Genomic DNA, 24966 nt, shown 5'->3' with positions numbered 1-24966 from the left:
GATTACAGCATTGGTGTTTCAGCAGGTGGTGTTGTGGCATTACTTTCCACAATACGAACTTTAGCGTCGTTACTTAGACGAACTTGGCCAGTTGTTACAACCATATCGCCAGCTTTAACGCCTTCTAAGATGTGTGCAATATCTTGAGTTCGCTCACCTACTTTAACTACATGTTGTTGAACTCGTTTTACGCCATCTTTTTCAGAAACGATATAAACATTGTCACCATATAGAGTGAAAGTAATTGCTGTTTGAGGGATAACTACTTGGTTTTCTAAAGTTGGAAGAATGATTTTTGCTTGTGCAAACATACCACTGCGCAGCTTACCGCCATTATTAGGAATATCTGCTTGAACTTCGATCAAACCACTTTGAATGTTTACTGCAGGTTCAATTGCACTGATAGAACCTCGGAAAGTATCTTCTGGGTATGAATCCACAGAAATATCAATTTCTTGACCAATGTTGATCTTAGAAATATCCGTTTGAGGAACAGTAAAGCGTAGACGCATAATACTTGTATCTTCTAAACGAACAATATCAGTGCTTGGTTGTAAATATTGACCTAGGTAAACATTACGAATACCAATAACACCAGAGAAAGGAGCTTTGATTTCACGGCGATCAATAGATGCTTTCATACTTTCAATATCAGCAGCTAAAGAGAAATAATTAGCTTCAGCTTCATCGTAAGCCTCTTTTGAAATCGAGCCTTTTTTGTATAGGCCTTTATAACGCTTATATTTTGCTTCTGCTGCAGGTAAGCGAGCTTGAGTACTCTTCAAGTTTGCTTTTTCTACTTTTGAATCAAGAGAAACTAACACTTGGCCTTTTTTAACTTGGCTACCCGAATCAAATGAAATTTTATCAATAATGCCGTTAACTTCAGTTGTTAGCGTTACACCTTGATTAGGTTCAATAAAACCGATTGCTTCAATGATTGGAGTCCAAAGTGTCGGTTTAATTGTTTCTACAGTGACTGGAAATTCAGCTTCAGGGCGGTTAGCCATGTATTCAGCTATTTTTTGTTGTTTGAACATGTTGAAACCAATTACGCTACCAAAAAGAAGTAGTGCAAGAAGCAACATAAAGAAAGTCCACTTTTTCATTCTGATTAGAACTCCAAATTAGTGTTTAATAATTGCGTCCCAACTGGCTTCAATCGCCGAATTGAGATCATCATCTGTTAATGTAAAAAAGCCTTGAGAATGTTTTTTTGCTAAGCAAACACTTGCTTCTAAGCTTAACCCTATAAGGATTTCTACACTGAGAGGTTTAAATACGCCTTGTTCAAGTCCATCAATAAAGAGTTGATTCACTTGGGCAAATATTTTTTTCTCTAGTTCCTTTAACTTAATTAAATTCGAAGACGGGAGTGCTTCATATTGATTTCGATTTAAAAAAGTATTTTTTTCTGAAATAGCAAAGTGCCAAATATTTAGCCACATAGCTCTAAATCGAACCTTGATAGGATCGCTATCATCTATGTCTTTTTGAATGGCAGTTGCTACACGTTGCATAATGTTCAGCTTGATTTCTTCAATCAATGCTTCTTTGTCATCAAAGTAGCGATAGATAGTACCCGCTGCGACGCCTGCTTGATTGGCAACTTTTTGCATTGATAAGCCATGAAAGCCATCAGTTGCTAATAGTTTTTCGGCCGATTCTAAAATAAGCTGACGTTTCTCCTTCATAAATGTGTCCTTATGAAATGAATGAACGTTCATTCATTATTTTAGGTGACTCTGTTTGAAATGTAATCTGTTTTTGTGTCAAGAAACGTAAAGATCACATTTTTTACTTTATCGTTTGCATGGTATTCATTACCTGACAGCTTTATTATAGACGCAAATAATTCATTATCGATTTTATAGGTGATTCATGAAACTTAATCCACAGCAAGATGAGGCCGTTAAATTTGTCTCTGGGCCGTGTTTAGTATTGGCTGGTGCAGGGTCGGGTAAAACGCGTGTAATCACTAATAAAATAGCTTATTTAGTTCAGCAATGTGGTTATAAAGCGAGAAACATCGCAGCTGTAACCTTTACCAATAAAGCGGCTCGTGAAATGAAAGAGCGTGTTGGACAAACATTAGGTAAGCAAGAATCTCGTGGGTTGATGGTATCAACCTTCCACTCATTGGGCTTAGATATTATTCGCCGTGAATATAAGGTTCTTGGTCTAAAGGCTGGTTTTTCATTATTTGATGATCAAGACCAACTGGCACTGTTAAAAGAGTTAACAGAAAAACAGATTGATGGTGATAAAGATTTATTACGTCAACTTCTAAGTAGTATTTCTAATTGGAAGAATGACATGTTAACGCCGGCACAAGTCAAAGGGTTTGCTCGTTCGGAGCAAGATCAGCTTTTTGCTTTTTGCTATGAAATGTATTTAAACCAAATGAAGGCGTATAACGCACTTGATTTTGATGATTTGATATCACTGCCTGTATTGCTGCTGCGTACCAACCAAGAAGTGCGTGAACGTTGGCAGATGAAAATCCGTTATCTACTTGTCGATGAATATCAAGATACCAATACGAGTCAATATGAACTCGTTAAGCTATTGGTGGGTGAAAGAGGTCGATTAACCGTGGTGGGTGATGATGACCAATCAATTTACTCATGGCGTGGGGCAAAACCACAAAACTTAGTGTTATTGAATGAAGATTACCCAAACTTACGTGTCATAAAGCTTGAACAAAACTATCGTTCAACCAGTCGAATTCTGCGTGCAGCGAATATTCTTATTGCGAATAACCCTCACGCGTTTGAAAAACGTCTGTTTTCTGAAATTCCTGATGGTGAGCAAATAAAAATTTTAACAGCCAAAGACGATGAACATGAAGCAGAACGAGTTGTAGGTGAATTGATTGCACATCGTTTCTTGAATCGAACAGATTATAAAGATTACGCGGTTTTATATCGTGGCAACCATCAATCTCGTTTGATTGAAAAATCTTTAGTGCAAAACCGAGTGCCTTATAAGATCTCTGGGGGAACTTCTTTCTTTGCTCGTGCAGAAATTAAAGACATTATGGCTTATTTGCGCTTATTAACTAATCCAGATGACGATAACGCATTTTTACGTGTAGTGAATACGCCTCGTCGTGAGATCGGCCCTGTGACACTTGAGAAGCTTGGTAGCTATGCCAATATGCGTGGAAAGAGCTTGTTTGAATCTAGTTTTGAAATAGGCTTAGAGCAAACGCTTTCAGGTCGAGGGTTAGAGTCTCTTCGCCGTTTCTGTCATTGGATTGTGTCTATTTCTGAGAATGCTGAGCGAGGCAATACAGTTGAAGCGGTTCGTTCTTTAGTCAAAGACATACATTATGAAGATTGGTTGTATGAAACTTCAACCAGTGCTAAAGCGGCTGAAATGCGAATGAAAAATGTGTCAGATCTCTATTCATGGATTGTTGCCGATTTAGAAGGGGATAACTATGACAATGAAGAGAAGACACTAAAGGAAGTGGTTCAGAAATTGACGTTACGTGACATGATGGAGCGTGGAGAAGATGAAGATGGGGCTGATCAAGTTCAATTAATGACCTTACACGCCTCTAAAGGTCTTGAGTTTCCATATGTTTACTTAATTGGAGCAGAAGAAGGGATCCTTCCTCACCAAACGAGCATTGATGAAGATAATGTGGAAGAAGAGCGCCGACTGGCATATGTAGGAATTACACGAGCTCAAAAAGAGTTGACCTTTACATTATGTAAAGAGCGTCGTCAGTATGGTGAACTTATTCGACCTGAACCAAGCCGTTTTCTTGAAGAGTTGCCTCATGATGATTTGGATTGGGAAATGAAGAAACCCAAACCAACACAAGAAGAGCGAATGGAGAGAGGAAAAGCAAATATTGCCAACCTCAGAGCCATGCTCAAAAAGTAGAGTTTATAGATAACGTTAATGCCCGTAGAAAATTCTATGGGCATTTTTATTTAGTAAGTAGGTTATTTTTATAAACCTTTAATTAAATGCTCTACCGCTGCGATAACTTCATCATCTGAACAATTCATACAAGATCCTTTTGCCGGCATTGCATTAAAGCCATTAAGAGCATGATCTTTTAGTGTGTCCATGCCTTTTGCTATTCGAGGGGCCCAATCTTCAGCGTTTTGTGTTTTTGGTGCACCAGCAGCTCCTGTCGCGTGGCAGGCAATACAGAAAGTATTATAAACTTGCTCACCAGAACGGGGGCCTGTTGGCTCTTCAACCACAGGAACATCACTCGCAAGATAAACTTGACCAACTGGCTTAATTCGCTCAGCAATAGCATCATCAGAGTTATTGGCTGCAAAAGAGGTGGTTGAAAAAGTTAATACAGCAACTATTGCAATGATGATGTTACGAACAGATTTTTCCATAAAGTTCACTTTACACTCCCAGTTATTATTATTGGCTTCAGCCGATTTTATTGTATTTACCGAGTTTTTAACGAACTGATAAAACTAGAACGTTAATATCGTGTAAATATTGAGTGATTATATCTGCTTAAATTGTTGCAATAAACCACTAAGCCTAAAGAAAATGCGGATAAACACTAAGGAATTGTTGAAAAAGAGACCAAACAACAAAAAAAGTAAAAAAAACACTAGACGTGAGTCACACAGATCCGTATTATTCCTCTCCGCCGATAGGGTATGCGCCCGTAGCTCAGTTGGATAGAGCGTTGGCCTCCGGAGCCAAAGGTCGAAGGTTCGAATCCTTTCGGGCGTGCCATCCGGAATATAAATTAAAGGCACAAAAAGTAGTGGTGGCTATAGCTCAGTTGGTAGAGCCCTGGATTGTGATTCCGGTGGTCGCGAGTTCGAATCTCGTTAGCCACCCCATTATTTTGGTAACTTGTATGAGTTTCCAGTTTTGATTCAAGCAACATCCCAAGAATTGAAACGAAAACAAGTCGGTGAATAGCGCAGCTTGGTAGCGCATCTGGTTTGGGACCAGAGGGTCGGGGGTTCGAATCCCTCTTCACCGACCACTATTTCATTTATTGCTAAGGCAGTAAATACCAAATTTGTGGTGGCTATAGCTCAGTTGGTAGAGCCCTGGATTGTGATTCCGGTGGTCGCGAGTTCGAATCTCGTTAGCCACCCCATTAATTTGCGGGTAACCTCATTGTTTAGGTTTCCATTTTTAACTCATTTTTCCCAAGAGTTAAAATAAAACATCGGTGAATAGCGCAGCTTGGTAGCGCATCTGGTTTGGGACCAGAGGGTCGGGGGTTCGAATCCCTCTTCACCGACCACATTTAAAGCCTCGTCAGAAATGACGAGGCTTTTTTCATTTCTGAATAATAGAATCTTCTTATCCTCATCACATTATCATCATTTTATCTGGTTTTACCTTTCTTTTTATTTTTCTAATTTACCTTAGTGTTTAATCCTATTTTTATCTGGTTGTCTGATTTTATCGTGGTTTATTGCTTGGTTAGGCAAACAATAGACCTGTTAATCTTTTTCTTATCGATATTTTACGCTGGTATAAATGTTAAGATTATTTATGTTTTATTTACATTATTACCAATGGTGATGATGGTCATGTTTTAATCTCTTATTAATTATAAGTTTATGTTTTTTATTGGTTTAAACTTTATTTTAAAAAATGAGACTTTATATTCATTTGCCATTTTATGATTTTTTATGCACTTAAAAAGCATTAAACAGCTTATTGCTCTTTAATTGTTGCTTTTATGTGAATAATTGACTACATTGGTGTCCTAAACAAGTAACAGTTACATAAATTGTTACGAATGGAATCAATGTGCAGACAGGGCAGGATGCTGCCGAGTAGTCGGAGTCTGAGAATGTCACTTTTAGAAGTTAAAAATTTACGTATTGAATATCCGTCACGTCATGGTGTTCATGCCGCTGTTAAGTCACTGTCATTTTCAATTGAGCGTGGTGAAATTGTAGGCGTTGTTGGAGAATCTGGTGCTGGTAAATCAACAGTAGGTAATGCTGTCATTGATTTATTAAGCCCTCCTGGCGTTATTGCTGATGGTGAGGTGTTTCTTGATGGAGAAAAAATATCAGGATTAACCGCTGAAGAAATGCGTAAGGTTCGAGGTTCTAAAATTGGTTTTATCTTCCAAGACCCAATGACCTCATTAAATCCTCTATTTACCGTTGAGCAGCAATTAACGGAAACCATTCATGCTAATTTATCTGTTTCTCCTGAAGAAGCTTATGCTCGTGCATTATCTTTAATGGAACAAGTTGGTATCCCTCAGCCTGAAAATAGATTAAAACAATTTCCACATCAATTTTCAGGTGGTATGCGCCAACGTGTAGTTATTGCTATCGCATTAGCTGGTGAACCTGATCTGATCATTGCGGATGAACCAACAACGGCACTGGATGTGTCGATTCAAGATCAAATTCTAAACCTTATTCGTGACTTATGCGTTAAAAATAACGTTGGCTGCATGTTGGTTACTCACGATATGGGTGTGGTATCTAATGTGACAGATAAAGTCGCAGTAATGTACCGTGGCGATCTTGTTGAATTTGGAAAAACAGAAAAAGTATTGGGTGATCCTGACCATTCTTATACCCGTAGCTTAATTTCTGCGGTTCCTCGTTCAGATATTAAATTAGATCGTTTTCCGTTAGTGAGTTATATCGAGGAAGCGGTTGAGCATGAACCTATTGATGTTAAAAATCACTGGTTAGGTCAAAACCAAGATCAGCGTGAATACGCAGGTCCTTTATTGAAAGTTGAAAACGTAAATCTTCGTTTCATAACAAAAGATTCTTTTTTTGAAAGCCGTCGTGAGTACGTCCAAGCTTCTAATAATGTGAGTTTCGAAATTCATGAAGGTGAAACTTTTGGTTTGGTTGGTGAATCAGGTTCAGGTAAATCAACCATTGCTCGTGTTATCGCAGGATTATACCCACCAAACTCTGGCTCAGTGACATTTGAAGGTATTGATCTTACCGCTCTCAAGTCAGAAAAAGAGCGCCGTCCAATGCGCCGCCAAATGCAGATGGTATTTCAAAACCCATACACTTCAATGAATCCACGCATGAAAATCTTCGATATTATCGCAGAGCCGATTCGTTTTCATAAACTCACTCGCTCTGAATCAGAAACGCAACAGATCGTTAATGATCTTTTGGATCACGTAGGCTTGGGTCGAATGGCTGCCTTGAAGTATCCGCATGAATTTTCTGGAGGTCAACGTCAACGTATTTCTATCGCTCGTGCATTAGCGACACGTCCACGTTTATTGATTTGTGATGAACCAACTTCGGCTTTAGATGTATCGGTTCAAGCTCAAATTCTCAATTTATTGAAAGATTTACAGGATGAATTGAACTTAACCATGTTGTTCATCAGCCATGATTTACCTGTGATTCGTCAGATGTGTGACCGTGTTGGTGTAATGCAGATGGGAACGTTATTAGAAGTGGCACCAACAGAAAATCTTTATACCAATCCGCAGCATGACTACAGCAAACAGTTAATTTCTCTTATGCCTGAATTTAAGGGGTTAAGAGAGCAAACCGCATAGGTATAAACCACCCAATAATAAGTACAAACACAACAAAACAATAAACTAGGGATCCAGTCCCGCATAAGGAGTTATGCAATGAAAACCATGAAGACTAAATTAGCTATCGCATTGATGGCTGCAGGTTTAAGTTTTAGTGCAGCAGCTGCAGATATTACTGTTGCCTATGATGCAGACCCAGTATCACTCGATCCACATGAGCAACTATCTGGCGGTACGTTACAACTTTCTCATATGGTATTTGATCCTCTAGTGCGTTACACGCAATCGTTCGATTTCGAACCTCGTCTAGCTGAAAAGTGGGAGCGTGTTGATGATACGACTTTCCGTTTTAATTTGCGTAAGGGCGTGAAATTTCATTCGGGTAATGAAATGACGGCTGATGATGTTGTATGGACATTCAATCGTCTAAAGGATTCTCCGGATTTTAAAGCGATTTTTGAACCGTATGAGAAGCTGGTTAAAATCGATGATTACACGGTTGAATTAGTGTCTAAAGGTGCTTATCCACTTGTACTTCAAACCGCTACTTATATTTTCCCGATGGATAGTAAGTTCTATACGGGTAAGACTGAAGACGGAAAAGATAAGTCTGAAATCGTAAAACACGGTAATTCTTTTGCATCGACACACATCTCTGGTACTGGTCCATTTGTTGTTAAGTCTCGTGAGCAAGGCGTGAAAGTTGTTTTTGATCGTTTCGATGGTTATTGGGATAAAAATTCTCCAGGTAATGTAGATGAGCTGACGCTAGTTCCAATCAAAGAAAATGCAACTCGTGTTGCAGCTCTTCTTTCTGGCGATGTAGATATTATTGCACCGGTAGCCCCTAATGATCACAAGCGTGTTAAAAGTACCAAAGGGATTGATTTAGTTACTCTTCCTGGTACTCGAATTATTACGTTCCAAATGAACCAAAACAGCAATGAAGCACTGAAAGATGTGCGTGTTCGTCAAGCGATTGTTCATGCTATTAATAACGAAGGTATCGTTAAAAAAATTATGAAAGGTTTTGCGACTACGGCTGGTCAACAAGGACCATCGGGTTATTCAGGTTATGATGCAGAGCTTGTTCCTCGTTACGATTTGAAAAAAGCTAAACAGCTAATGGCCGAAGCGGGTTATAAAGATGGCTTTAAACTTAGCATGATGGCGCCAAATAACCGTTATGTTAACGATGCAAAAGTAGCGCAAGCTGCGGCTGCGATGCTGTCGAAAATCGGTATTAAAGTTGATCTTAAAACACTACCAAAAGCGCAATATTGGCCTGAATTTGACCTATGTGCTGCTGACATGATGATGATTGGTTGGCACTCAGATACAGAAGATTCAGCGAACTTCTCTGAGTTCCTAACTATGACGCGTAATGAAGAAACAGGTAAAGGTCAGTACAACTGTGGTCATTACTCTAACCCTGAGCTAGATAAGATGGTTGAAGCGGCTAACGTAGAAACGGATCCTGCGAAGCGCAGTCAAATCCTGAAAACGGTTGAAAAGACCTTATATGATGATGCGGCATTTGTTCCTCTACACTGGCAGAACCTTGCTTGGGGTGCAAAATCAAACATAGATATCAAGCCAATCGTAAACGCAATGGAATATCCATACTTTGGTGACCTAGTGGTTAAATAAAAACATAAATGAACAGGTTGCTCTATGGTGTTAGAGCAACCTCATTTATGTCATTCATTTCTTAATAAAAGTAATACCAACAATTTGTTAGACATAGAGATGCTTTTCTCATGTCATTTTTAGGATAAAGAAAGGGGACAAGGAATGTTTACGTTTCTGGTCAAGCGCCTGTTTCAGGCACTGATAGTGATGTTTGTGATCAGTCTGGTTGCGTTTTCCATCCAAGATAATTTGGGTGACCCGTTACGTGAATTAGTTGGTCAGTCGGTTTCTGAAGCTGAGCGTCAGGCTCTGCGTGATGATTTAGGTCTAAATGACCCATTTATTACCAAATATTCTCGATTTATAACTAATGCGCTACAAGGTGATCTTGGCACATCGTATTTCTTTAAAAAACCTGCGGTAGAAGTCATTCTTGATAAGTTGGTCGCAACGCTAGAATTAGTGTTTGGTGCAGCAATTATTATTGTTTGTTTATCGATACCTCTTGGGGTTTATTCTGCGATTAATCCAAAAAGTATTTTTACTAAAGCCATTATGGCATTCAGTAGTATTGGTATTTCAATACCGGTTTTCCTTACCGCGATTATGCTGATGTATGTTTTCTCGATTGAACTTAATTGGTTGCCGTCTTATGGGCGAGGAGAAACGTATAATTTACTTGGTTGGGAGTCCGGCTTTTTTACTATTGATGGTTTGGCTCATCTGATTTTGCCGTGTATTTCTCTTGCTTCAATTATGCTTCCTCTATTTATTCGTTTGGTTCGTTCTGAAATGCTAGAAGTATTAAGTTCTGAATACATCAAGTTCTCAAAAGCAAAAGGGATCGCAACCAATAAAATTTATTATCAACATGCTTTAAAAAATACCATGTTACCTGTGTTAACGGTTGGTGGAGTTCAAATCGGTACCATGGTGGCTTATACCATTCTTACTGAAACCGTTTTTCAGTGGCCGGGAACTGGGTTCTTATTTTTAGAAGCAATTAACCGTGTCGATACGCCATTAATTACCGCTTACGTTATTTTTGTTGGTCTTATCTTCGTAGTAACAAACACCATTGTTGATTTGTTATATGGATTAATTAACCCAACCGTTGATATCACAGGTAAAGGAGCGTAATCATGAATACGACAACGACTCACGTTCCAACGCGCTGGGAACGATTTAAATCATCTGATTTTCTGTATTATTTTTTACGCGATAAAGTTGCGATGTTCAGCTTTGCTGTATTTTTAGTGTTTGTATTAGGGGCTCTATTATCTCCTGTTATTGCACCAACTAATCCATACGACTTAAGTTCGATTGATATTATGGATTCGGAATTGCCTCCATCTTGGATGGAAGAGGGAGATGAACGATTTCTTCTTGGAACTGATGACCAAGGACGAGATGTGCTGTCGACGATTCTTTATGGTTCGCGCTTGTCATTAACGATTGGTTTCTTAGCGGTAGCGGTACAACTTACTTTAGGCATCATTATTGGGTTATCAGCAGGCTATTTTGGTGGTCGAATTGATAGTTTCTTAATGCGATTTGCCGATGTGCAGTTGTCATTTTCGACAATGATGGTGGCAATCATTGTGTCGGCTATTTTTAAAGCCAGTTTTGGGACTGAGTTTTTCAGTCAGTATGCTGTGGTGATGCTTGTCGTGATCATCGGGGTTGCAGAGTGGCCACAATACGCTCGTACCATTCGCGCATCTGTGCTTGCTGAGAAGAAAAAAGAGTATGTGGAGGCTGCAAAAGTCATGGGGTTCCGTTCTCCTCGCATCATGTTCCGCCATATACTTCCTAACTGTTTATCGCCTATTTTGGTTATCTCAACGGTTCAAATTGCTAATGCGATTATGTCAGAGGCAGCACTGTCTTTCTTAGGATTGGGTTTACCGGTTGATCAACCTTCTTTAGGTTCGTTAATTAGTATCGGATTTAACTATATTTTTTCTGGTTCGTGGTGGATAACCGCTTTCCCTGGACTTGTTTTAGTTACCTTAGTTTTAGTGATTAACTTACTGGGTGACTGGTTAAGGGATGTGTTTAATCCTAAAATTTATAAAGGATAATCTATTTTTTAACCAATAAAAAAGCGGTGAATTATTCACCGTTTTTTTGTTTGTAGAACAGATATTGTGTTTCACAATATGGATAATCCCCCTTTATTTGTTGTTTTATTAGGCTAATTCGCTGCTTTTACTGGCAATTATATGCTCAGTTGTTAAGATCATTAGGTGTGTTTAAATATTTTAAAGCGAGTATTTGAATTAAACCAAAACAGAGAGCCAAGGCTCGAAGTGAGGAATAATGAGTAGAAATAAGGATAAGTACAGTATAGATAATACGGATTATACTGTTGGACAGGATAACGTTCAGAAATGGGGATTCGATGTACATAATCCCGTCTTTGGCATCAGCGCAGGTCTGATTGCACTCTTCTTAGTTGCTGTAGCAGTAACTGATCCCGAAAGCGCCAAAACCGTTCTTGATGGTTTTAAATGGAAGATCATCAATGCATTTGATGGTTTATTCATGTGGTCAGCTAATATCTTTGTTATTTTCTGTTTAGCATTGATTGTATCGCCATTTGGCAAAATTCGTCTGGGTGGTGATAAAGCCAAACCGGATTACTCAATGGTCTCTTGGATAGCAATGCTATTTGCTGCAGGTATGGGTATTGGGTTGATGTTCTGGGGCGTAGCTGAGCCTGTCGCATATTTTACTGGTTGGTTTGAAACGCCGCTTGGCGTTGAGGCAAATACTCCAGAAGCTGCGAAATTAGCACTCGGTGCAACTATGTTCCACTGGGGCTTACACCCTTGGGCTATTTATGGCGTTGTTGCTTTGTCATTAGCATTCTTTGCTTATAACAAAGGATTGCCTCTTTCAATGCGTTCTATCTTTTATCCAATTTTAGGTGATCGTACATGGGGATGGCCTGGCCACGTTGTTGATATTTTAGCGGTTCTTGCTACTTTATTTGGTCTAGCAACGTCATTAGGTTTAGGTGCTCAACAAGCTGCGAGTGGCTTCCATCATGTATTTGGTATGGATGGTGGTCTAGGTCTTCAAGTTGCGATTATTTTTGTTGTTACTTTACTTGCTGTTGTATCGGTAATGCGTGGTATTGATGGTGGTGTAAAAGTCATTAGTAACATCAATATGCTAATTGCCATTGTACTATTGGCTTTTGTTGCTCTTGTTACTTTCGCTATATCTATGGGTACGATTCCAACAACGATTATGGGATATGTGGAAAATATTATTCCGTTAAGTAATCCTCATGGTCGTGTAGATGAGGCATGGATGCATGGTTGGACTGTGTTTTATTGGTCTTGGTGGATTTCGTGGTCTCCATTTGTAGGTATGTTTATTGCGCGTGTATCTCGCGGTCGTACGGTTCGTGAGTTTATTACTGCGGTATTGATTGTACCTACATTATTTACCGCATTATGGATGTCTATCTTCGGTGGCGTTGCGATTGATCAAGTTGTAAATAACATTGGTACATTAGGTTCAAAAGGCCTGACAGATGTTTCTTTAGCTATGTTTGAAATGTTTGATGCTCTGCCTATGGGTAATATTCTTTCTATGATTGCCGTTGTTCTGGTGCTTGTGTTCTTTATCACTTCATCGGATTCAGGTTCATTGGTTATCGATAGTATTACTGCTGGTGGTAAAGTGGATGCACCAATGCCACAACGTGTGTTCTGGGCGTTTATGGAAGGTGCGATTGCTGTTGCTCTACTATGGGTTGGTGGTACTGAAGCTATCCAAGCATTACAAGCAGGTGCAATTTCAACGGCTCTACCATTTACTCTGATTTTACTTGCTATGTGTGTAAGTTTAGTTATGGGTATGAGAACAGAAAAATATAACCGTAGTTAATTTATTTTAGATTATTACGGGTAAATAAAAGCCGATGAAGTTTTATCTTCATCGGCTTTTTTATATTTCATCGCAATATAAATAAAAGCGTTATAGCCACAATTTACGAATTGGGTCGTTAGCTGAAAAGTGGTATCTCACTTGTGCTTGAAACAATTCAGCCGTCGCTATTGCATCGGTTAATGCGTGGTGAGGAGGATATGAAGGTAATCCATAACGCAACCGCGTATTGGCCAATCTAATTGATTCAGGACGTTTCCCTTTAAGCCAATTGATAAGGCCTTTCGCTTGTTCTTGTTGATAATCCCCTTCAATTTGCATGGTATCTACGACAGGGAAAACGATCCCTTCACCAATTAAACTACGAAGGTTTGTATCAAAGAAGTCTCGCTCAATACGACGATAGTGCACAACCACGACTTTTCCTGCGAGTGCATCTAATACCTGTTCTAAAATCCGGCGTAAATCTGGAGCACCTTGTAGATCAGAATGAGTGATACCATGAATAACCACTGAATTTTCTTCTAAGCTGTCTTGTGCCTTCACAAACCAGTGTTGCGATTGACGGCAAAAAATACGTTCTAATGTAAAAGGTACTAAACCAATACTGATAATACTATTTTGGTTCGCATCTAATCCTGTAGTTTCAAAATCAAGCGCTACAAATTCAATGTCACTCAGTGGTGTTTCTTCTTCGTACGTCCCTGTCTTGTAGAAGTTTTTTAGCCGTTTATCTTTACTGATCTCCTGTTTATGTTTGAAAAAGGAAGGCCAGTTTAAAATTTCTTGAGGAGCGTGTGGGATCATCATTAGCTCCTAGAATTTATTCGCGTTATAGCGATATTTTAAGAAATTTTGAGCGTTACTTAGTACTTGGAATGCATCCTTTAAATTACGGCGTTCAAAGTCTGACATGTTTTCAGGTTCGATATTGTTATCGGGTTCAATACCAGCTTCGACATCTAATGCTTGGTGGCGTAATCGAACCAGTGAGATTAATTCCATTGCATGATGCAAATCTTGGCCTTTGGATTTAGGTAAAATACCAGCTTCGATAATGTCATCTAAACGTTCAAATGAGTTTTGAGCATGAGAGCCAATGGCCAATGCGTGAACACGAATTAAATCAGCTAGTGGAGCTGTACCACGACGCTTTAGGTTGATGGAATTATTATGACGACCATCTTTTTCCATTACAAAGTCTTTAAAGAAACCCAGAGGTGGTGTTCGACGTAAGCCGTTTCGTGCTAAACAAGCTAAGAAGCGGTTATTCTTTTTCGCGCGTCGAACAATGAAGCCATTAAGTTGTTCAGCCCATTTAGTTCGACCATAGACGCCATTTAAATCAAAGAAAATAGAGCTATTTAATAGTGCTTGAGGATCTGGGTTATCAATCCAATCGGCAAAACATTCTTCCCACTCTGATTGTGTCTTACGCCATTTAGGGTTAGTTGCCATGATATCGCCTGTGCAATATTTATAGCCACAAGCTGCTAAACCATCACAAACAAATTCAGATAGCGCTTTGAAGTATTCACCATGTTCTTTCTCGTTGTATTCATTATCTAAAATGATCGCATTATCTTGGTCTGTAACAATTAATTGTTCGTCACGAGCCATAGAACCAAGAGCTAAGAAACAATAAGGTACAGGAGGCTCACCAAGCTCTTCTTCTGCTAGTTCTAATAAACGTTGTTTAAAACTACGTCCAATTTCAGACATTGCGCTACCAACCATGTGAGAGTTAGCGTCTTCGTTGACCATACGTAAGAAACAGTCTTTCAGTTGAGTGGAAAGTATCACTAAATCTTCAATGGTTTGTTGCTGGAAAATACTGCTTACAAACAACAGACTGTTTTGTGATTCGTAGCGAACAATATCAGAAACTTCAATAACGCCAATAGGTTGTTTATTTCTTAGTACAGGAAGGTGGTGGACGTTGTAGCGTAGCATCATCAGCATGGCTTCAAAAACATAAGCATTGTGATCAAGAGAGATTAATTCTGTCGACATTACTTCAGACACTGGTGTTTCAAAATCCAAACCACACGCTAATACTTTGGTGCATAAATCTCGGTCGGTAATAATACCAACAAAGTTATTATCTTCTTCTTCGATATCGATGTCGGGATCTGTGATTAATACCGCTGATACGTTTTCTTCAGCCATGGTTTTTGCAGCAGATTGAATGGTTTGATTTTTTTCAATCATTACGGCTTCACGGGTGATCAGCGTTTTCACTTTAGATGTTGTTAAGTCGTTTGCATCGTCTTCTGTGTTTTCAACCGCTTGTTTTAGACGAGTGGCATCTTCTACTTCAACAAAGTCAGAGAACTCATCATAGCGTTCACAAAAATCATCAAAAACGGCTTCAGGAATGCAATAAAGCAGGGAATCTTTTAGGGCTTTGGCTGGGAAACGAACTTTATTGTTCATTAATAGTCCCATTTGGCCAAAGATACTACCTTCATCAAGACGGTTATAAAGTTCTCCATTTCGACGATATACTTCGATGATACCACTGCGAACCATGTAGAGATCTTTGATCTCATCACCAAAGCCAATCACCATGGTTTCTGCTCGGTAATAAGATATTTCAACACTTTGCGCCGCTTCTTTTATCGCTTCCTCTGGAAGTAAATTAAACGGAGGGTATTGAGATAAAAAATGCTGTATTTCTAACAGTTCAACTTCCATGTGTTACTCGACATAAATAGAGAAGGGGAAAAATAATTTTAGTTTATCGGCTTATGGATAGCCATTTTATTCTATGAAAATGAGTAATATAAGCGCATTAGAATGAGGTTCTCGGATTTGAAACATAACTTTTGCTATGCTGATAATATTGTAAGTGCTTGCTTGGAGAAGTTTGATGACTCAATTAATAAAAATAACAAAAATTTCATTGGGAGTATTAAGTAGTGTTCTTGTTATGACGCATGCTTATGCCAATGATGCTTCAAATGATGATGTGGTTAAAAAGGAAAGCGCACTTACCTCGATTTGTTTTTCTAAAGATGCGCATTCTGATGCGAAAAATGTGTTGTTAGATGCTTGCCCAATTGGTGATGGTTTATGGGGAAATCAACAACCAAAATTAGAAAAAGGAAAGAGCGAGTTTTGGATTCAATGTGGTGTGTTTAATCAAGATCTGACGAAAGAAAAAGTAAATCATATTCAAAAGAAAGTGGATGCCTCGATTAACTTTAAATTAGAGGGAGAAGCTAAGCGTTGCTTGATTGGGCCTTATCAAGATTTCACTACAGCGCAAAAGCAATTAAGACGTTTACAAAGTGATCGGTTATTTAAACATGCAGCATTAAGGGAGGTGAACTTAGCTTTGTTGCCTCAAGTTGAAGAACCGATTGAAAGAGCTCCAGAGGCGGTAAGCGAGCCAGAACCTGATCCTATTACTATTCGCAAGCAAACAAAGATAAATAATCTTCATTTTGTAGTTCCATTTACAGATGACACTAGTGAAGGTTTTTATATGGAAAATAGTTTGCCATGGCTTCGAGCTACATCTCTACATGCTCAAGAAATTTGTCAGCAAATAGATATGGATTTGGTTACTAAAGAGCAATGGCAAATCTTGCTTGATTCAACGATAATGACCAAAGACAAATGGCCTGTATTATTGCCTTATTGGGGTGCTGATAATTTGGGACTCTTTAAAGATGGTGCGGCCAGAAAATTAAAAAACACCTCCATGCTAAATGTGATGTGTACTAAGAAAGTAGAGGATGAAGTCGTTGGAAATCCAATTTAAAGGTCGCTGGGACAGTAAGTCTCTTGCTGAAAACCTACAAGAAGCACTAGAGACATTAGAAGATGAATTTGGTGTTAAGGCGCTTTCAAATATCTCATTAAATATTTGTTTGGAAGATGAACATAGAGAAGAGCTTGCGTTACTTAGTCCTACAGGACGCGCCTTGGATTTTTTAGTTATTAACAATCCAAAAGATGTGAATGATGGAGAGAAAGCACCAGTGCTTGAGTTTAAGCCTCGCGGATAATTTTTATTGTTCAATTTAATTGATATGTAAAACCCCGGCATGTTCCGGGGTTTTTTATTTACCAATCTTTTTTGCGATTAAACCAACATTCTTTAGCTACATATTGAAATTCGTCATAAGAGTGGCAGCCTAAAATGGTATCGACGGCTTTGCCATTCATGAAGGTCACAAATAAATCGTAAAGGCTCATCGCTTCTTCATAATCGTCTTTATTAATAGCAAAAAGAAAAATCACATGAGCTATTTTCCCATTCCCCCAATCTACGCCGTGTGGAGAAATGATGGTATATACTTTTGTTTCGTTAGCGAGTAATCCCAACGAGTGTGGAATTGCAATGCCTTCCCCTAGCATCGTCGAGGTAATGCTTTCTCGCTCAATAACAGAGTCGTAAAACTCAATAGGGGTGATGTTATCTTCTGTAAAATGAGAACTGAATTTTTTAAGCACTTCTCCTTGAGTCATTGGTTCATCCAGAACAGAAAAATAACGGTGATCAAAAAATTTATCCAACATATATGGGTGTGAGCGATTCATTAGAATGAGTTTATTTACTTGTTCTAATTGGAAGCTTGTTGGTATCGGAGATACCGTGATTGTCGGTTTGTTTTTTTGTGATACTTTTTCTGTCGAGATAACGAAATCGGCATCTACTTTTGATAGTTCTTCATAATCTCTAAGACTCTCTACTTTCTCTATTGTGAGTTGAGGCAGTGAGCGCATAAGTTGTGATTCAAGTAAACGCACGATTGATGTGCCTGAGTCACAAACAAGTAAAGCTTTTGGTGGAAGTTGCTCTTCAAGTGAAAAATTACGCTCTAATCCAACGCCAATATGCATGACTAAGTAACCGATCTCACCGTCTGGAATTAAATGCTTACCCCAATGAGAAACGGCAGCTACAGTCATATCATAGGCTAATGGGTAATAGCGTTTAATATGATCAAATAGTGGATTTGGAATGGTAATTTGATACTTAACTCGTAAGATCATGGTGGTGATATGGCAGAGTAAGTCTCGTTTTAATTGCTCATCATTACGCAGATCGTAGTTGTAATGCGTATTAACATAATTCAATAAATATTGAGTTAGCTCTAATTGCTCTGTTGGTTTTTGAATGTCGATTTCAGGAACCCCAGTAACTCGACGTGCCGCAATTTGAATGCTTAGATAATCTATTTCTGCTTGAGGTAAAGGTGCACCAAGTAAACTTTCTATGGTTTGGCTTAACTCTGTTGCCGTTTTTTGTGCTTCTTCACTGAGGTTTGGTTGATCCACATGATGAATACTCGCATTTTGTTTTAAGCGATGTAGGGCAATACCACAATAGACGACTAAATGATGCAAACCTTCGTCAGTAAGCTTGATGTGATTTTTATTAATTAGCTCAAGTAAATCGGCTTTCAAGGACGGGTGGTTAATCTCTGGGAAAAAATATTCACATACATCAATAAACGTATGATCGCTTGGTTTAAATTGAAATAAAATATGGGCGATACAAGCTCGAATAGCTTGCTCTTCACCAAACAGGCGTAATCCACAATGTGCTTTGCTTATTAGCTCTAAATTATATTGTTCAAGTTGCTCTCGAATTTCTCCCATATCGGCTTGTAATGAAGTTCGACTGACAAACCACTGATTGGCAAGATCATCTAACTTACATTCTTCCTCTTGAGATAATAGACGCATCATCAAATACACCATGCGATCTTTAGCGTTACGAGGTGAGGATTTCATTTTTTTCGTTTGTTTTTCAATATCCAAGAAACGGGTCTCATCATAGATATCAAAGTGATAACCCTTTCCTCTCTGGTGCTGAATTTGGGCACCATAAGAAGCCAAAATATCATTCAAGGCAGAGATGTCTGTTCGAATTGTTCGTGTTGAAATATCACAACGCTGAGCAAGCTCTTGCTGAGGAAGAGCTTCATATCTAAGCGCTTCAAAAATGACATTAAGACGAGGATAAGGCAGTTGGATCATAGAAAAACCAGAACAGTTAATAAGTGTTTATATTGATAATAATATCAACCAACGAAAACGTTAGGGTAATGGTATTTATTCAATATGTGATGTATATGTGGATGTAATTTATTTTATTGAAAAATATACATTTTATCTCTTGTTTTTAATGAAAAAGGCCAATATCCGGGGGCGAATAATTGGCCTTTTGGAGCAAACTTAGTTAAGCAGTTTTTTTGTCATGTCCAACAGTGTTTTTACATCTTCAGGGCGAGTATTTCCTGTCGCTTTATCTATGATAGAGCTGTAGATATGAGGAATGATTTTGCTTACACCTGCATCTAATGCGATTTGCATAATTTCTTCATAGTTTTCAAGGTCAATTCCACCTGTCGGCTCTAACCAGAAATCTTGATCAGCACATGCTTTTGCAACACAAGCAAATTCTTCACGTGTTTCTAAACCGCCCATTGGGAAGTATTTTACAGAGCTCCCCCCCATGTCTTTTAGCATGGCAATTGCTGTATCTACCGGAACAATTGCGTCTTCAGAGCGAGAACTTAACGGACCCGTTGAGATTTTCACCATACCTACAGTGCCAGTTGGTGAAATAAGACCATTCACGATACTTTTATCTTGCCCAGCTAAAGCTCGGCTTGTTGCTACACCAGTAAATACTTGGTTAATGTGCTGCGGTTGTACATGTTGTGAAATAAGCGAAACCATCATTGATTGATTTGGGTCCCCTGCACCTAAGCCAACAGATACAGCATTATTTGTTACTTCGCTGTATTTCTTCATATCTTCAACTGCAGTATCAACATCTGGGTAATTTTTAGATAAAACACCAACAAGAACATGACCTTCTGCTGCGTCATAAATATCAGCCGCATTATCAACAGAGCCTGCTAATACGTTTAGGCATACACGGTTTTTATAGAAGTTAGCTTTTAAACTCATGGAATATCTCTCTTAAAATAATGCGTTAATTTTTTCGAAAATAGTGTTTAATTGAGTGGTGTTAACACTGCGAACATCAATCTCAATAATGCCTTCATTAGCTTTGTAGCCACGGCAGTAAATCGCTGGATTGCCGTTATTTAATTGCTTAACGATATTATTGGTTGTTGTACCTAGGGCTTCATGGTTAAAAGCAATTTCAGCTCTTGCAATATCACGTCCTGCGCTGTCCCATACGACTCGTGACGTTACGCCATGAATGGTGTTCATATCAGCGATGAACTTTTCCATCTTCGCGACCATTTCTTGGCCTGATTCTTTTTCAACAGTTAAGTAATCAGTGATAGCGTGAGTTAAACCTAAGATACCTTCTTTGCCGACTTTCATTGCTCGGCCAATGCCTTGAGATTGTTTGCGAACCCAATCTACATATTGAGTTTTACCTACAACTAATCCACTTGTTGGTCCTTCAATGGCTTTTGCACCACTGTAAATAACGAGATCAGCACCCATTGCAAAATAGCCTTTTAAATCTTCTTCTGCTGCGGCATCAACAATTAATGGCAGGTTATGTTTTTGAGCTACAACTGCCGCTTGCTCTACGTTTAAAATACTTTTTTGAACACAGTGGTGAGATTTGATGTACAAAATCGCTGCTGTATTTTTAGTGATAGCGGCTTCAAGTTGTTCTGCTGAACATTCATTCGCGTATCCCGCTTCTTTAATGGTTCCGCCACCGAGAGTTACCATGGTGCCAACAGGGGCTCCAAAGTTAACGTTATGGCCTTTTGGCAGTACAATTTCTGATGGAACATCGTGAGCATGGGCGTGTAGGTTTTCTAAACGGTATTGGCTGTCTTTAACAATAACTGCAGCTACAGACTGAGCGATGCCAGCAGAAGCACAAGAGACAACAACTGCAGCATCAACATTAAGAAGGTTAGCAATATATTCACCCGTTTTGATAACGAGATCTTTTATATCAAAATATTGTCCAAGCCCTTCTTTTACTGCATTTACAACGTCTTCATTTGGCGTTGAAACCCCTAATGCCGTCATGCGACCAGATGCATTAATTACTTCAGTTAGACCATACTTCTCATGAATTGAAGACATCAGTGTTCTCTCCGTGTTGTGTCGTGATAATTTGACCTGCAACAATGCTTGCCAAAGGTAAAAATGATTCGTTACCTTGACGATTTCCTTGTTCAGAATCGACAAAAGTACATGGTTCGTGATGGATGTTAAAAATGGTTAGATCGGCATCTTTCCCCACTTCTAATTGACCCTTTGTGTCCATTTGCAGTGCATTTGCAGCATTTATCGTGACACTGTTGATTACTTGCTCAAGAGATAAACCAATGGTTAAAAACTTGGACATGATATGAGCTAGGCTACGTACCGGTCCTGCTATTCGGTTTTTACAGTAAATATCAGAACTTATTATGTCAGGGTAAATCCCTTTTTTAATCGCTTGTTCAGCAACGTCAAAACTGAAACTCGCACCGCCATGGCCAACATCTAAAATAACGCCACGTTTAATGGCTTTTTTCATCGATTCTTTTAGCTCACCTTCAGGAGTTAAAATGCGATTTGGTTTACCGTTATAACAGTGTGTAATGATGTCGCCTTTTGTTAATAATTCAGCAATATCATCTAAATTTGGTGGATTATTTCCAACGTGTACCATTAAAGGTAGGTGGTTATTTTGAGCTTGCATCTCTTTGGCTTTAACTAAAGGTTTTAATCCATTTTCTTTTACAACACTGCCGCTCATTCGCGCTTTAATGCCAACCACAAAATTGGAATGTTTGTTGATGGTTTCTTTAGCGATATCCAAATCAATATCACTCATATCAGCAAGCTCATCTTGTCGTAATAAACCAATTCGAGAAATATTCAGAATGCTGTATACGTTAGTTGAGCTTTTTTGAGTTAGTTGATAAAAATCATCAATATCATCCGCACCGACACTACCAGCATCGACAACAGTGGTTACACCATGAGCGACACCAATTAAATCTGGCTCATCGTTATAAATAGGGGAAGCGGAATAACAGTGAGTGTGAGAATCTATCCAACCAGCACTGATGTAATGAAGTCCTTTTAAATCAATTTCTTTTTCAGCACCTTCGATAATATTGGTATTAATTTTGGCAATTTTTCCTGCTTGAATAGCAATATCAACAAAATGACCGTTGACTAATTTTCCATTTTTAATGAGTAAGTCATACATAGTTCTTACCTGCGTTATGTAATGCTCTTCTTGGTTGAAGAGCATTACCAATATGGGTTAGCCGATGGCTACTGGGAATAATGAACCGAAAACCATTGCCCCTAAAATTGCGCCACCAGTGATTGGTTTTTGCCATTGGTAAAATGCTAGAGCACCAATTAATGAACCGATACCAATTGGAATTGAAGCACCAATTGCAGATAGAACAATCAAAGGACCTAAGAAGCGACCAGATGAATTACCAGCACCCATCATGACGTCAGCTCCGTAGGTAGAGTTACTTTGGCCAACGGTATATTTACGAGCAATAATGATGATGTAACCAATTGCCACGCCTAAGAAGAAGCCAACAATTAATGAGGCAACAAAGTTTTCTAGTGGGTAAACAATACCAGCACCAAGAAGTAGAGCCGGAACACCCAGTCCAATACCGGTTTGAATTGCACCACCGATATCTAAGATACCAACTAGTGAACCTTCAATGATTCGAGCGAATAAGAAACTCGCACCAAAGGCAGCAACTGCACCATAAACACCTGTATCCATACCAGCTCGTAACATTGAAACGAAAGCAACTTCGTTAAATGCGCCGATGCCGTATAGGTAATACATGTGAGTACCAGCAAATACGCCTGAAGAAAGCAGACCTACGAAGAATGGAAAAGACCAATCTGCGTACCAAAAGTTATTCTTTAATTTGTCATCCATTTTAAAACTCCAGACTTACTATTTGCCGCTAATGCTTGTATGAACACTCTCTAACCATGTAGGGATAGTGAGTCGGAAAGATTCTAGAAGCTCAAGGTCAAATCCACGGAAGAAGGCACTTAGAACAAACAGTGCAATTACCGCAGTTAACATCGTTTTTGTTACACGGTTCCAGCCACCATCTTCAACACCTTTACCAATTAAGATACCTAGAACAAGACCTGGAACGGCGTTACCCATGATCATATGAGCAAGACCACCAAAGATAGTTGCCCAAAAACCTGAACGACGACCAGCATCAATAGCAGCAAGCCAGAAAATAACCGGCATCGCGATGTTTACAAGAAGGTTAGCAGCAGGAACAAGTACTTTAACGGCTGTGATTTGTAGGCTTTCTGGTACAGCTGATGCTGTTGTATTTAAGAAAGCAACAACGATCATGCCGATGATGCCACAAGCAATACCCATTTTTTTCGGGTCGTGCATGGTTGTTGCTACATCACGGTTTTTAACCATTAGAGCAGCGGCACCCCAGTTAGGAATGATGCGGTGATCAACGTCTTGAGTGAATGCACCAGCAGCAACAGATGATGCCCATGCGTTAAAGAAGAAACCAAGACCAAAAGAGAAGTGAGAAGCAGGGTCACCTTCACAAGAATTAAGCTCTCCAAGAGTACGGAATGCACCCATCCCTTGAACTGTTGGAGCATGGAACATTCGAGCTGCACCGACACCAACGCCGACGCCAACTAAAGCCCCAATAATGAGGGACTTTATTAATATTATTAAGAACATCTATATATACCTTCCGTTAGTATATTTAATTAAGTGCTAATTAAATAAATAGGTGTTTATATTGATTTAAAATCCAATTGGTCAATATTAATTACTGTGACATTAACAGTGACATCAATCGTGACTGAGTAGGTTGTTTTATTTCTTGGTAAAAAGAAAAACATAAACTTTTCAATTCTTTCTTTTTTCTCTGCATTAATTAATTTCACATCAACAGGTTCAATTCGTAAAATAACTTGTTCGTTATCTTTTAAAATGGTTTTTTGAATATTACTTAATGCAGAGCTGAAAGCTGATTGTTTTGTATTTCCATTACCACTGACCGTTACGGTTGTTGTAATAGATTCTTTCATAAATAATTAACTTCTGTATTTTTTAACGAAGGCTTCAACTAATTTTTTACCTAGTTCTTCTTGGTCCATAAAACCAAATCCAAGAACGTTATAACCTTCATTAATTGCAGTAACGCCTTCTTCTACAGAGCGCATACCATATTTTGCTTTGTAACCGTATTTATTTTGAGCCGTGATAGCACCAGCACCGCCACTGCCACAAAAAGAGATACCGAAGTCAGCTTCTTCTTGTTTCATGATGTCACCAAGCTTCATATCTGCTGCCATGCCAGGGATTACTGTTACAGAACCACCTGCAGCTTCAACACCCATACCTACTTTTTGTCCTTTACCTAGACGGTCACCGATAACTACTTTTACATCAGCCATATTAAGCTCCTAATTCTTCAGTTAATTCGTTTTCTTTTGCCACTTCAAAGTGAACAGATAATAAATATGTTTCTTCGTATGCTAATGCCGGAAACCATTTCACGACATCTTCAGCTAATTTGTGTGATGACTTAGATATTTCATCAAACATTTCAATTTCAACTTCTGGTAATGGTTCATTAGTATGAGAACGAATTACCATTGCTTTTAAGTGAGAATAAAGCATTTGTTTTTGAACACTGTCTGGAAATATATTCTCAGCTCGTAAAATATCGATAACTTTATTGAACGTTGAATCTACTTCATCAGTGAATAACTCTTCATTTATTTCTAGAGTATTACTATTCACGTTTTTTATTTCCTCTAAATAATATTTTTAATACGTAACTTGATGATGAAATAATATAAGTGGAAAGAAAAAGTGAACAGAGAGAGTTTTTCCACTTTGAAGTGGAAATTGGAATACTTGAAGAGATGTAGATCATACTTTTTTTGCTATTCCCTTACTTATTATGAGGTTACAGATTTGC

22 protein-coding genes and 5 tRNA genes are annotated in these 24966 nt (G+C 38.7%); 13 read left to right on the top strand and 14 right to left on the bottom strand.

Annotated elements, in window-relative coordinates; all coding sequences use genetic code 11:
* Positions 1-2 precede the first annotated feature (2 nt).
* Positions 3-1109, bottom strand: coding sequence for an efflux RND transporter periplasmic adaptor subunit (locus tag HC728_RS14890; RefSeq protein WP_017019820.1), 1107 nt, complete (start codon positions 1107-1109; stop codon positions 3-5).
* 18 nt (positions 1110-1127) lie between these two features.
* Complete coding sequence (locus tag HC728_RS14885; RefSeq protein ID WP_017019819.1) at positions 1128-1694, bottom strand: TetR/AcrR family transcriptional regulator; 567 nt, start codon at positions 1692-1694, stop codon at positions 1128-1130.
* Between the two features lie 187 nt (positions 1695-1881).
* Here HC728_RS14885 and rep point away from each other — a divergent pair, with 187 nt between their 5' ends.
* On the top strand, positions 1882-3897 hold the full coding sequence (gene rep, locus HC728_RS14880; protein WP_012534349.1) for a DNA helicase Rep: 2016 nt from the start codon (positions 1882-1884) through the stop codon (positions 3895-3897).
* A 68-nt stretch (positions 3898-3965) separates the two neighbouring features.
* Here the strand turns inward: rep and HC728_RS14875 are convergent, their stop codons facing one another.
* Positions 3966-4373, bottom strand: coding sequence for a cytochrome c5 family protein (locus tag HC728_RS14875; protein WP_017019818.1), 408 nt, complete (start codon positions 4371-4373; stop codon positions 3966-3968).
* Positions 4374-4651: 278 nt separating this feature from the next.
* On the opposite strand from HC728_RS14875, the gene HC728_RS14870 reads away from it, so the two are divergent.
* The 10 genes from HC728_RS14870 to HC728_RS14825 all read left to right on the top strand — a co-directional run bounded on the left by HC728_RS14870 (position 4652) and on the right by HC728_RS14825 (position 13039).
* Positions 4652-4728 (top strand) — tRNA-Arg (locus tag HC728_RS14870).
* Between the two features lie 34 nt (positions 4729-4762).
* Positions 4763-4838, top strand: a tRNA-His gene (locus HC728_RS14865).
* Between the two features lie 72 nt (positions 4839-4910).
* Positions 4911-4987, top strand: a tRNA-Pro gene (locus tag HC728_RS14860).
* A 41-nt stretch (positions 4988-5028) separates the two neighbouring features.
* A tRNA-His gene (locus tag HC728_RS14855) sits at positions 5029-5104 on the top strand.
* 73 nt (positions 5105-5177) lie between these two features.
* Positions 5178-5254, top strand: a tRNA-Pro gene (locus HC728_RS14850).
* Positions 5255-5812: 558 nt separating this feature from the next.
* Positions 5813-7522 (top strand): ABC transporter ATP-binding protein, encoded by a 1710-nt coding sequence (locus HC728_RS14845; protein WP_190395705.1) that lies wholly within the window; start codon positions 5813-5815, stop codon positions 7520-7522.
* A 78-nt stretch (positions 7523-7600) separates the two neighbouring features.
* Complete coding sequence (locus tag HC728_RS14840) at positions 7601-9154, top strand: ABC transporter substrate-binding protein (protein WP_155655717.1); 1554 nt, start codon at positions 7601-7603, stop codon at positions 9152-9154.
* 144 nt (positions 9155-9298) lie between these two features.
* Positions 9299-10276, top strand: coding sequence for an ABC transporter permease (locus HC728_RS14835; RefSeq protein WP_026029405.1), 978 nt, complete (start codon positions 9299-9301; stop codon positions 10274-10276).
* A gap of 2 nt (positions 10277-10278) precedes the next feature.
* Complete coding sequence (locus HC728_RS14830; protein WP_005421492.1) at positions 10279-11220, top strand: ABC transporter permease; 942 nt, start codon at positions 10279-10281, stop codon at positions 11218-11220.
* A 238-nt stretch (positions 11221-11458) separates the two neighbouring features.
* On the top strand, positions 11459-13039 hold the full coding sequence (locus HC728_RS14825; RefSeq protein ID WP_065604317.1) for a BCCT family transporter: 1581 nt from the start codon (positions 11459-11461) through the stop codon (positions 13037-13039).
* Between the two features lie 90 nt (positions 13040-13129).
* On the opposite strand, the gene HC728_RS14820 is transcribed toward HC728_RS14825, so the two are convergent.
* Positions 13130-13846, bottom strand: a complete 717-nt coding sequence (locus HC728_RS14820; protein WP_012534398.1) for a 3'-5' exonuclease — start codon at positions 13844-13846, stop codon at positions 13130-13132.
* Positions 13847-13855: 9 nt separating this feature from the next.
* Positions 13856-15736 (bottom strand): DUF294 nucleotidyltransferase-like domain-containing protein, encoded by a 1881-nt coding sequence (locus HC728_RS14815; protein WP_005421488.1) that lies wholly within the window; start codon positions 15734-15736, stop codon positions 13856-13858.
* Between the two features lie 175 nt (positions 15737-15911).
* Here HC728_RS14815 and HC728_RS14810 point away from each other — a divergent pair, with 175 nt between their 5' ends.
* Together HC728_RS14810 and HC728_RS14805 are read left to right on the top strand one after the other, a co-directional pair.
* Complete coding sequence (locus HC728_RS14810) at positions 15912-16808, top strand: SPOR domain-containing protein (RefSeq protein ID WP_017020128.1); 897 nt, start codon at positions 15912-15914, stop codon at positions 16806-16808.
* Positions 16783-17055 carry a hypothetical protein gene (locus HC728_RS14805; RefSeq protein WP_080562697.1) on the top strand — a complete coding sequence of 91 codons (273 nt, stop codon included), beginning with the start codon at positions 16783-16785 and terminating at the stop codon, positions 17053-17055. Before HC728_RS14810 ends, HC728_RS14805 begins: the two co-directional genes overlap by 26 nt.
* Before the next feature lie 58 nt (positions 17056-17113).
* Here the strand turns inward: HC728_RS14805 and HC728_RS14800 are convergent, their stop codons facing one another.
* From HC728_RS14800 to HC728_RS14760, 9 genes are all read right to left on the bottom strand, one after another.
* The gene (locus HC728_RS14800) at positions 17114-19036 is read right to left on the bottom strand and encodes a transcription antiterminator (protein WP_065596339.1); all 1923 of its coding nucleotides are present in this window, start codon (positions 19034-19036) and stop codon (positions 17114-17116) included.
* A gap of 198 nt (positions 19037-19234) precedes the next feature.
* A complete protein-coding gene (locus HC728_RS14795) occupies positions 19235-19975 on the bottom strand; it encodes a KDGP aldolase family protein (protein WP_017020130.1) in 741 nt (246 codons plus the stop codon).
* 12 nt (positions 19976-19987) lie between these two features.
* The gene (locus HC728_RS14790; protein ID WP_190395704.1) at positions 19988-21091 is read right to left on the bottom strand and encodes a DgaE family pyridoxal phosphate-dependent ammonia lyase; all 1104 of its coding nucleotides are present in this window, start codon (positions 21089-21091) and stop codon (positions 19988-19990) included.
* Positions 21075-22211: an amidohydrolase/deacetylase family metallohydrolase gene (locus HC728_RS14785; protein ID WP_190395703.1), complete on the bottom strand. Its 1137-nt coding sequence runs from the start codon at positions 22209-22211 to the stop codon at positions 21075-21077. Before HC728_RS14785 ends, HC728_RS14790 begins: the two co-directional genes overlap by 17 nt.
* A gap of 57 nt (positions 22212-22268) precedes the next feature.
* Positions 22269-22919, bottom strand: coding sequence for a DUF4310 family protein (locus HC728_RS14780; protein ID WP_012534360.1), 651 nt, complete (start codon positions 22917-22919; stop codon positions 22269-22271).
* 18 nt (positions 22920-22937) lie between these two features.
* Positions 22938-23714, bottom strand: coding sequence for a DUF4311 domain-containing protein (locus tag HC728_RS14775; protein WP_005421478.1), 777 nt, complete (start codon positions 23712-23714; stop codon positions 22938-22940).
* A gap of 56 nt (positions 23715-23770) precedes the next feature.
* Positions 23771-24067 (bottom strand): DUF4312 family protein, encoded by a 297-nt coding sequence (locus HC728_RS14770; protein WP_005421477.1) that lies wholly within the window; start codon positions 24065-24067, stop codon positions 23771-23773.
* 6 nt (positions 24068-24073) lie between these two features.
* Positions 24074-24436, bottom strand: a complete 363-nt coding sequence (locus HC728_RS14765) for a glycine-rich SFCGS family protein (RefSeq protein ID WP_005421476.1) — start codon at positions 24434-24436, stop codon at positions 24074-24076.
* Position 24437: 1 nt separating this feature from the next.
* Positions 24438-24785 carry a transcriptional regulator gene (locus tag HC728_RS14760; RefSeq protein WP_011262859.1) on the bottom strand — a complete coding sequence of 116 codons (348 nt, stop codon included), beginning with the start codon at positions 24783-24785 and terminating at the stop codon, positions 24438-24440.
* Between the last annotated feature and the right edge of the window lie 181 nt (positions 24786-24966).

The organism is Aliivibrio sp. S10_S31 (assembly GCF_014694495.1).
In the GTDB taxonomy this organism is placed as follows: domain Bacteria; phylum Pseudomonadota; class Gammaproteobacteria; order Enterobacterales; family Vibrionaceae; genus Aliivibrio; species Aliivibrio fischeri.
Note: the sequence above shows the minus strand (reverse complement) of the source record. Positions and strands in the feature narration are given on the sequence as shown.

What these genes read in the sequence shown, in the direction of transcription:
- HC728_RS14890 (WP_017019820.1), bottom strand. Translation starts at nt 1,109, where the DNA reads ATGAAAAAGTGGACTTTCTTTATGTTGCTTCTTGCACTACTTCTTTTT.
- HC728_RS14885 (WP_017019819.1), bottom strand. Translation starts at nt 1,694, where the DNA reads ATGAAGGAGAAACGTCAGCTTATTTTAGAATCGGCCGAAAAACTATTA.
- rep (WP_012534349.1), top strand. Translation starts at nt 1,882, where the DNA reads ATGAAACTTAATCCACAGCAAGATGAGGCCGTTAAATTTGTCTCTGGG.
- HC728_RS14875 (WP_017019818.1), bottom strand. Translation starts at nt 4,373, where the DNA reads ATGGAAAAATCTGTTCGTAACATCATCATTGCAATAGTTGCTGTATTA.
- HC728_RS14845 (WP_190395705.1), top strand. Translation starts at nt 5,813, where the DNA reads ATGTCACTTTTAGAAGTTAAAAATTTACGTATTGAATATCCGTCACGT.
- HC728_RS14840 (WP_155655717.1), top strand. Translation starts at nt 7,601, where the DNA reads ATGAAAACCATGAAGACTAAATTAGCTATCGCATTGATGGCTGCAGGT.
- HC728_RS14835 (WP_026029405.1), top strand. Translation starts at nt 9,299, where the DNA reads ATGTTTACGTTTCTGGTCAAGCGCCTGTTTCAGGCACTGATAGTGATG.
- HC728_RS14830 (WP_005421492.1), top strand. Translation starts at nt 10,279, where the DNA reads ATGAATACGACAACGACTCACGTTCCAACGCGCTGGGAACGATTTAAA.
- HC728_RS14825 (WP_065604317.1), top strand. Translation starts at nt 11,459, where the DNA reads ATGAGTAGAAATAAGGATAAGTACAGTATAGATAATACGGATTATACT.
- HC728_RS14820 (WP_012534398.1), bottom strand. Translation starts at nt 13,846, where the DNA reads ATGATCCCACACGCTCCTCAAGAAATTTTAAACTGGCCTTCCTTTTTC.
- HC728_RS14815 (WP_005421488.1), bottom strand. Translation starts at nt 15,736, where the DNA reads ATGGAAGTTGAACTGTTAGAAATACAGCATTTTTTATCTCAATACCCT.
- HC728_RS14810 (WP_017020128.1), top strand. Translation starts at nt 15,912, where the DNA reads ATGACTCAATTAATAAAAATAACAAAAATTTCATTGGGAGTATTAAGT.
- HC728_RS14805 (WP_080562697.1), top strand. Translation starts at nt 16,783, where the DNA reads ATGAAGTCGTTGGAAATCCAATTTAAAGGTCGCTGGGACAGTAAGTCT.
- HC728_RS14800 (WP_065596339.1), bottom strand. Translation starts at nt 19,036, where the DNA reads ATGATCCAACTGCCTTATCCTCGTCTTAATGTCATTTTTGAAGCGCTT.
- HC728_RS14795 (WP_017020130.1), bottom strand. Translation starts at nt 19,975, where the DNA reads ATGAGTTTAAAAGCTAACTTCTATAAAAACCGTGTATGCCTAAACGTA.
- HC728_RS14790 (WP_190395704.1), bottom strand. Translation starts at nt 21,091, where the DNA reads ATGTCTTCAATTCATGAGAAGTATGGTCTAACTGAAGTAATTAATGCA.
- HC728_RS14785 (WP_190395703.1), bottom strand. Translation starts at nt 22,211, where the DNA reads ATGTATGACTTACTCATTAAAAATGGAAAATTAGTCAACGGTCATTTT.
- HC728_RS14780 (WP_012534360.1), bottom strand. Translation starts at nt 22,919, where the DNA reads ATGGATGACAAATTAAAGAATAACTTTTGGTACGCAGATTGGTCTTTT.
- HC728_RS14775 (WP_005421478.1), bottom strand. Translation starts at nt 23,714, where the DNA reads ATGTTCTTAATAATATTAATAAAGTCCCTCATTATTGGGGCTTTAGTT.
- HC728_RS14770 (WP_005421477.1), bottom strand. Translation starts at nt 24,067, where the DNA reads ATGAAAGAATCTATTACAACAACCGTAACGGTCAGTGGTAATGGAAAT.
- HC728_RS14765 (WP_005421476.1), bottom strand. Translation starts at nt 24,436, where the DNA reads ATGGCTGATGTAAAAGTAGTTATCGGTGACCGTCTAGGTAAAGGACAA.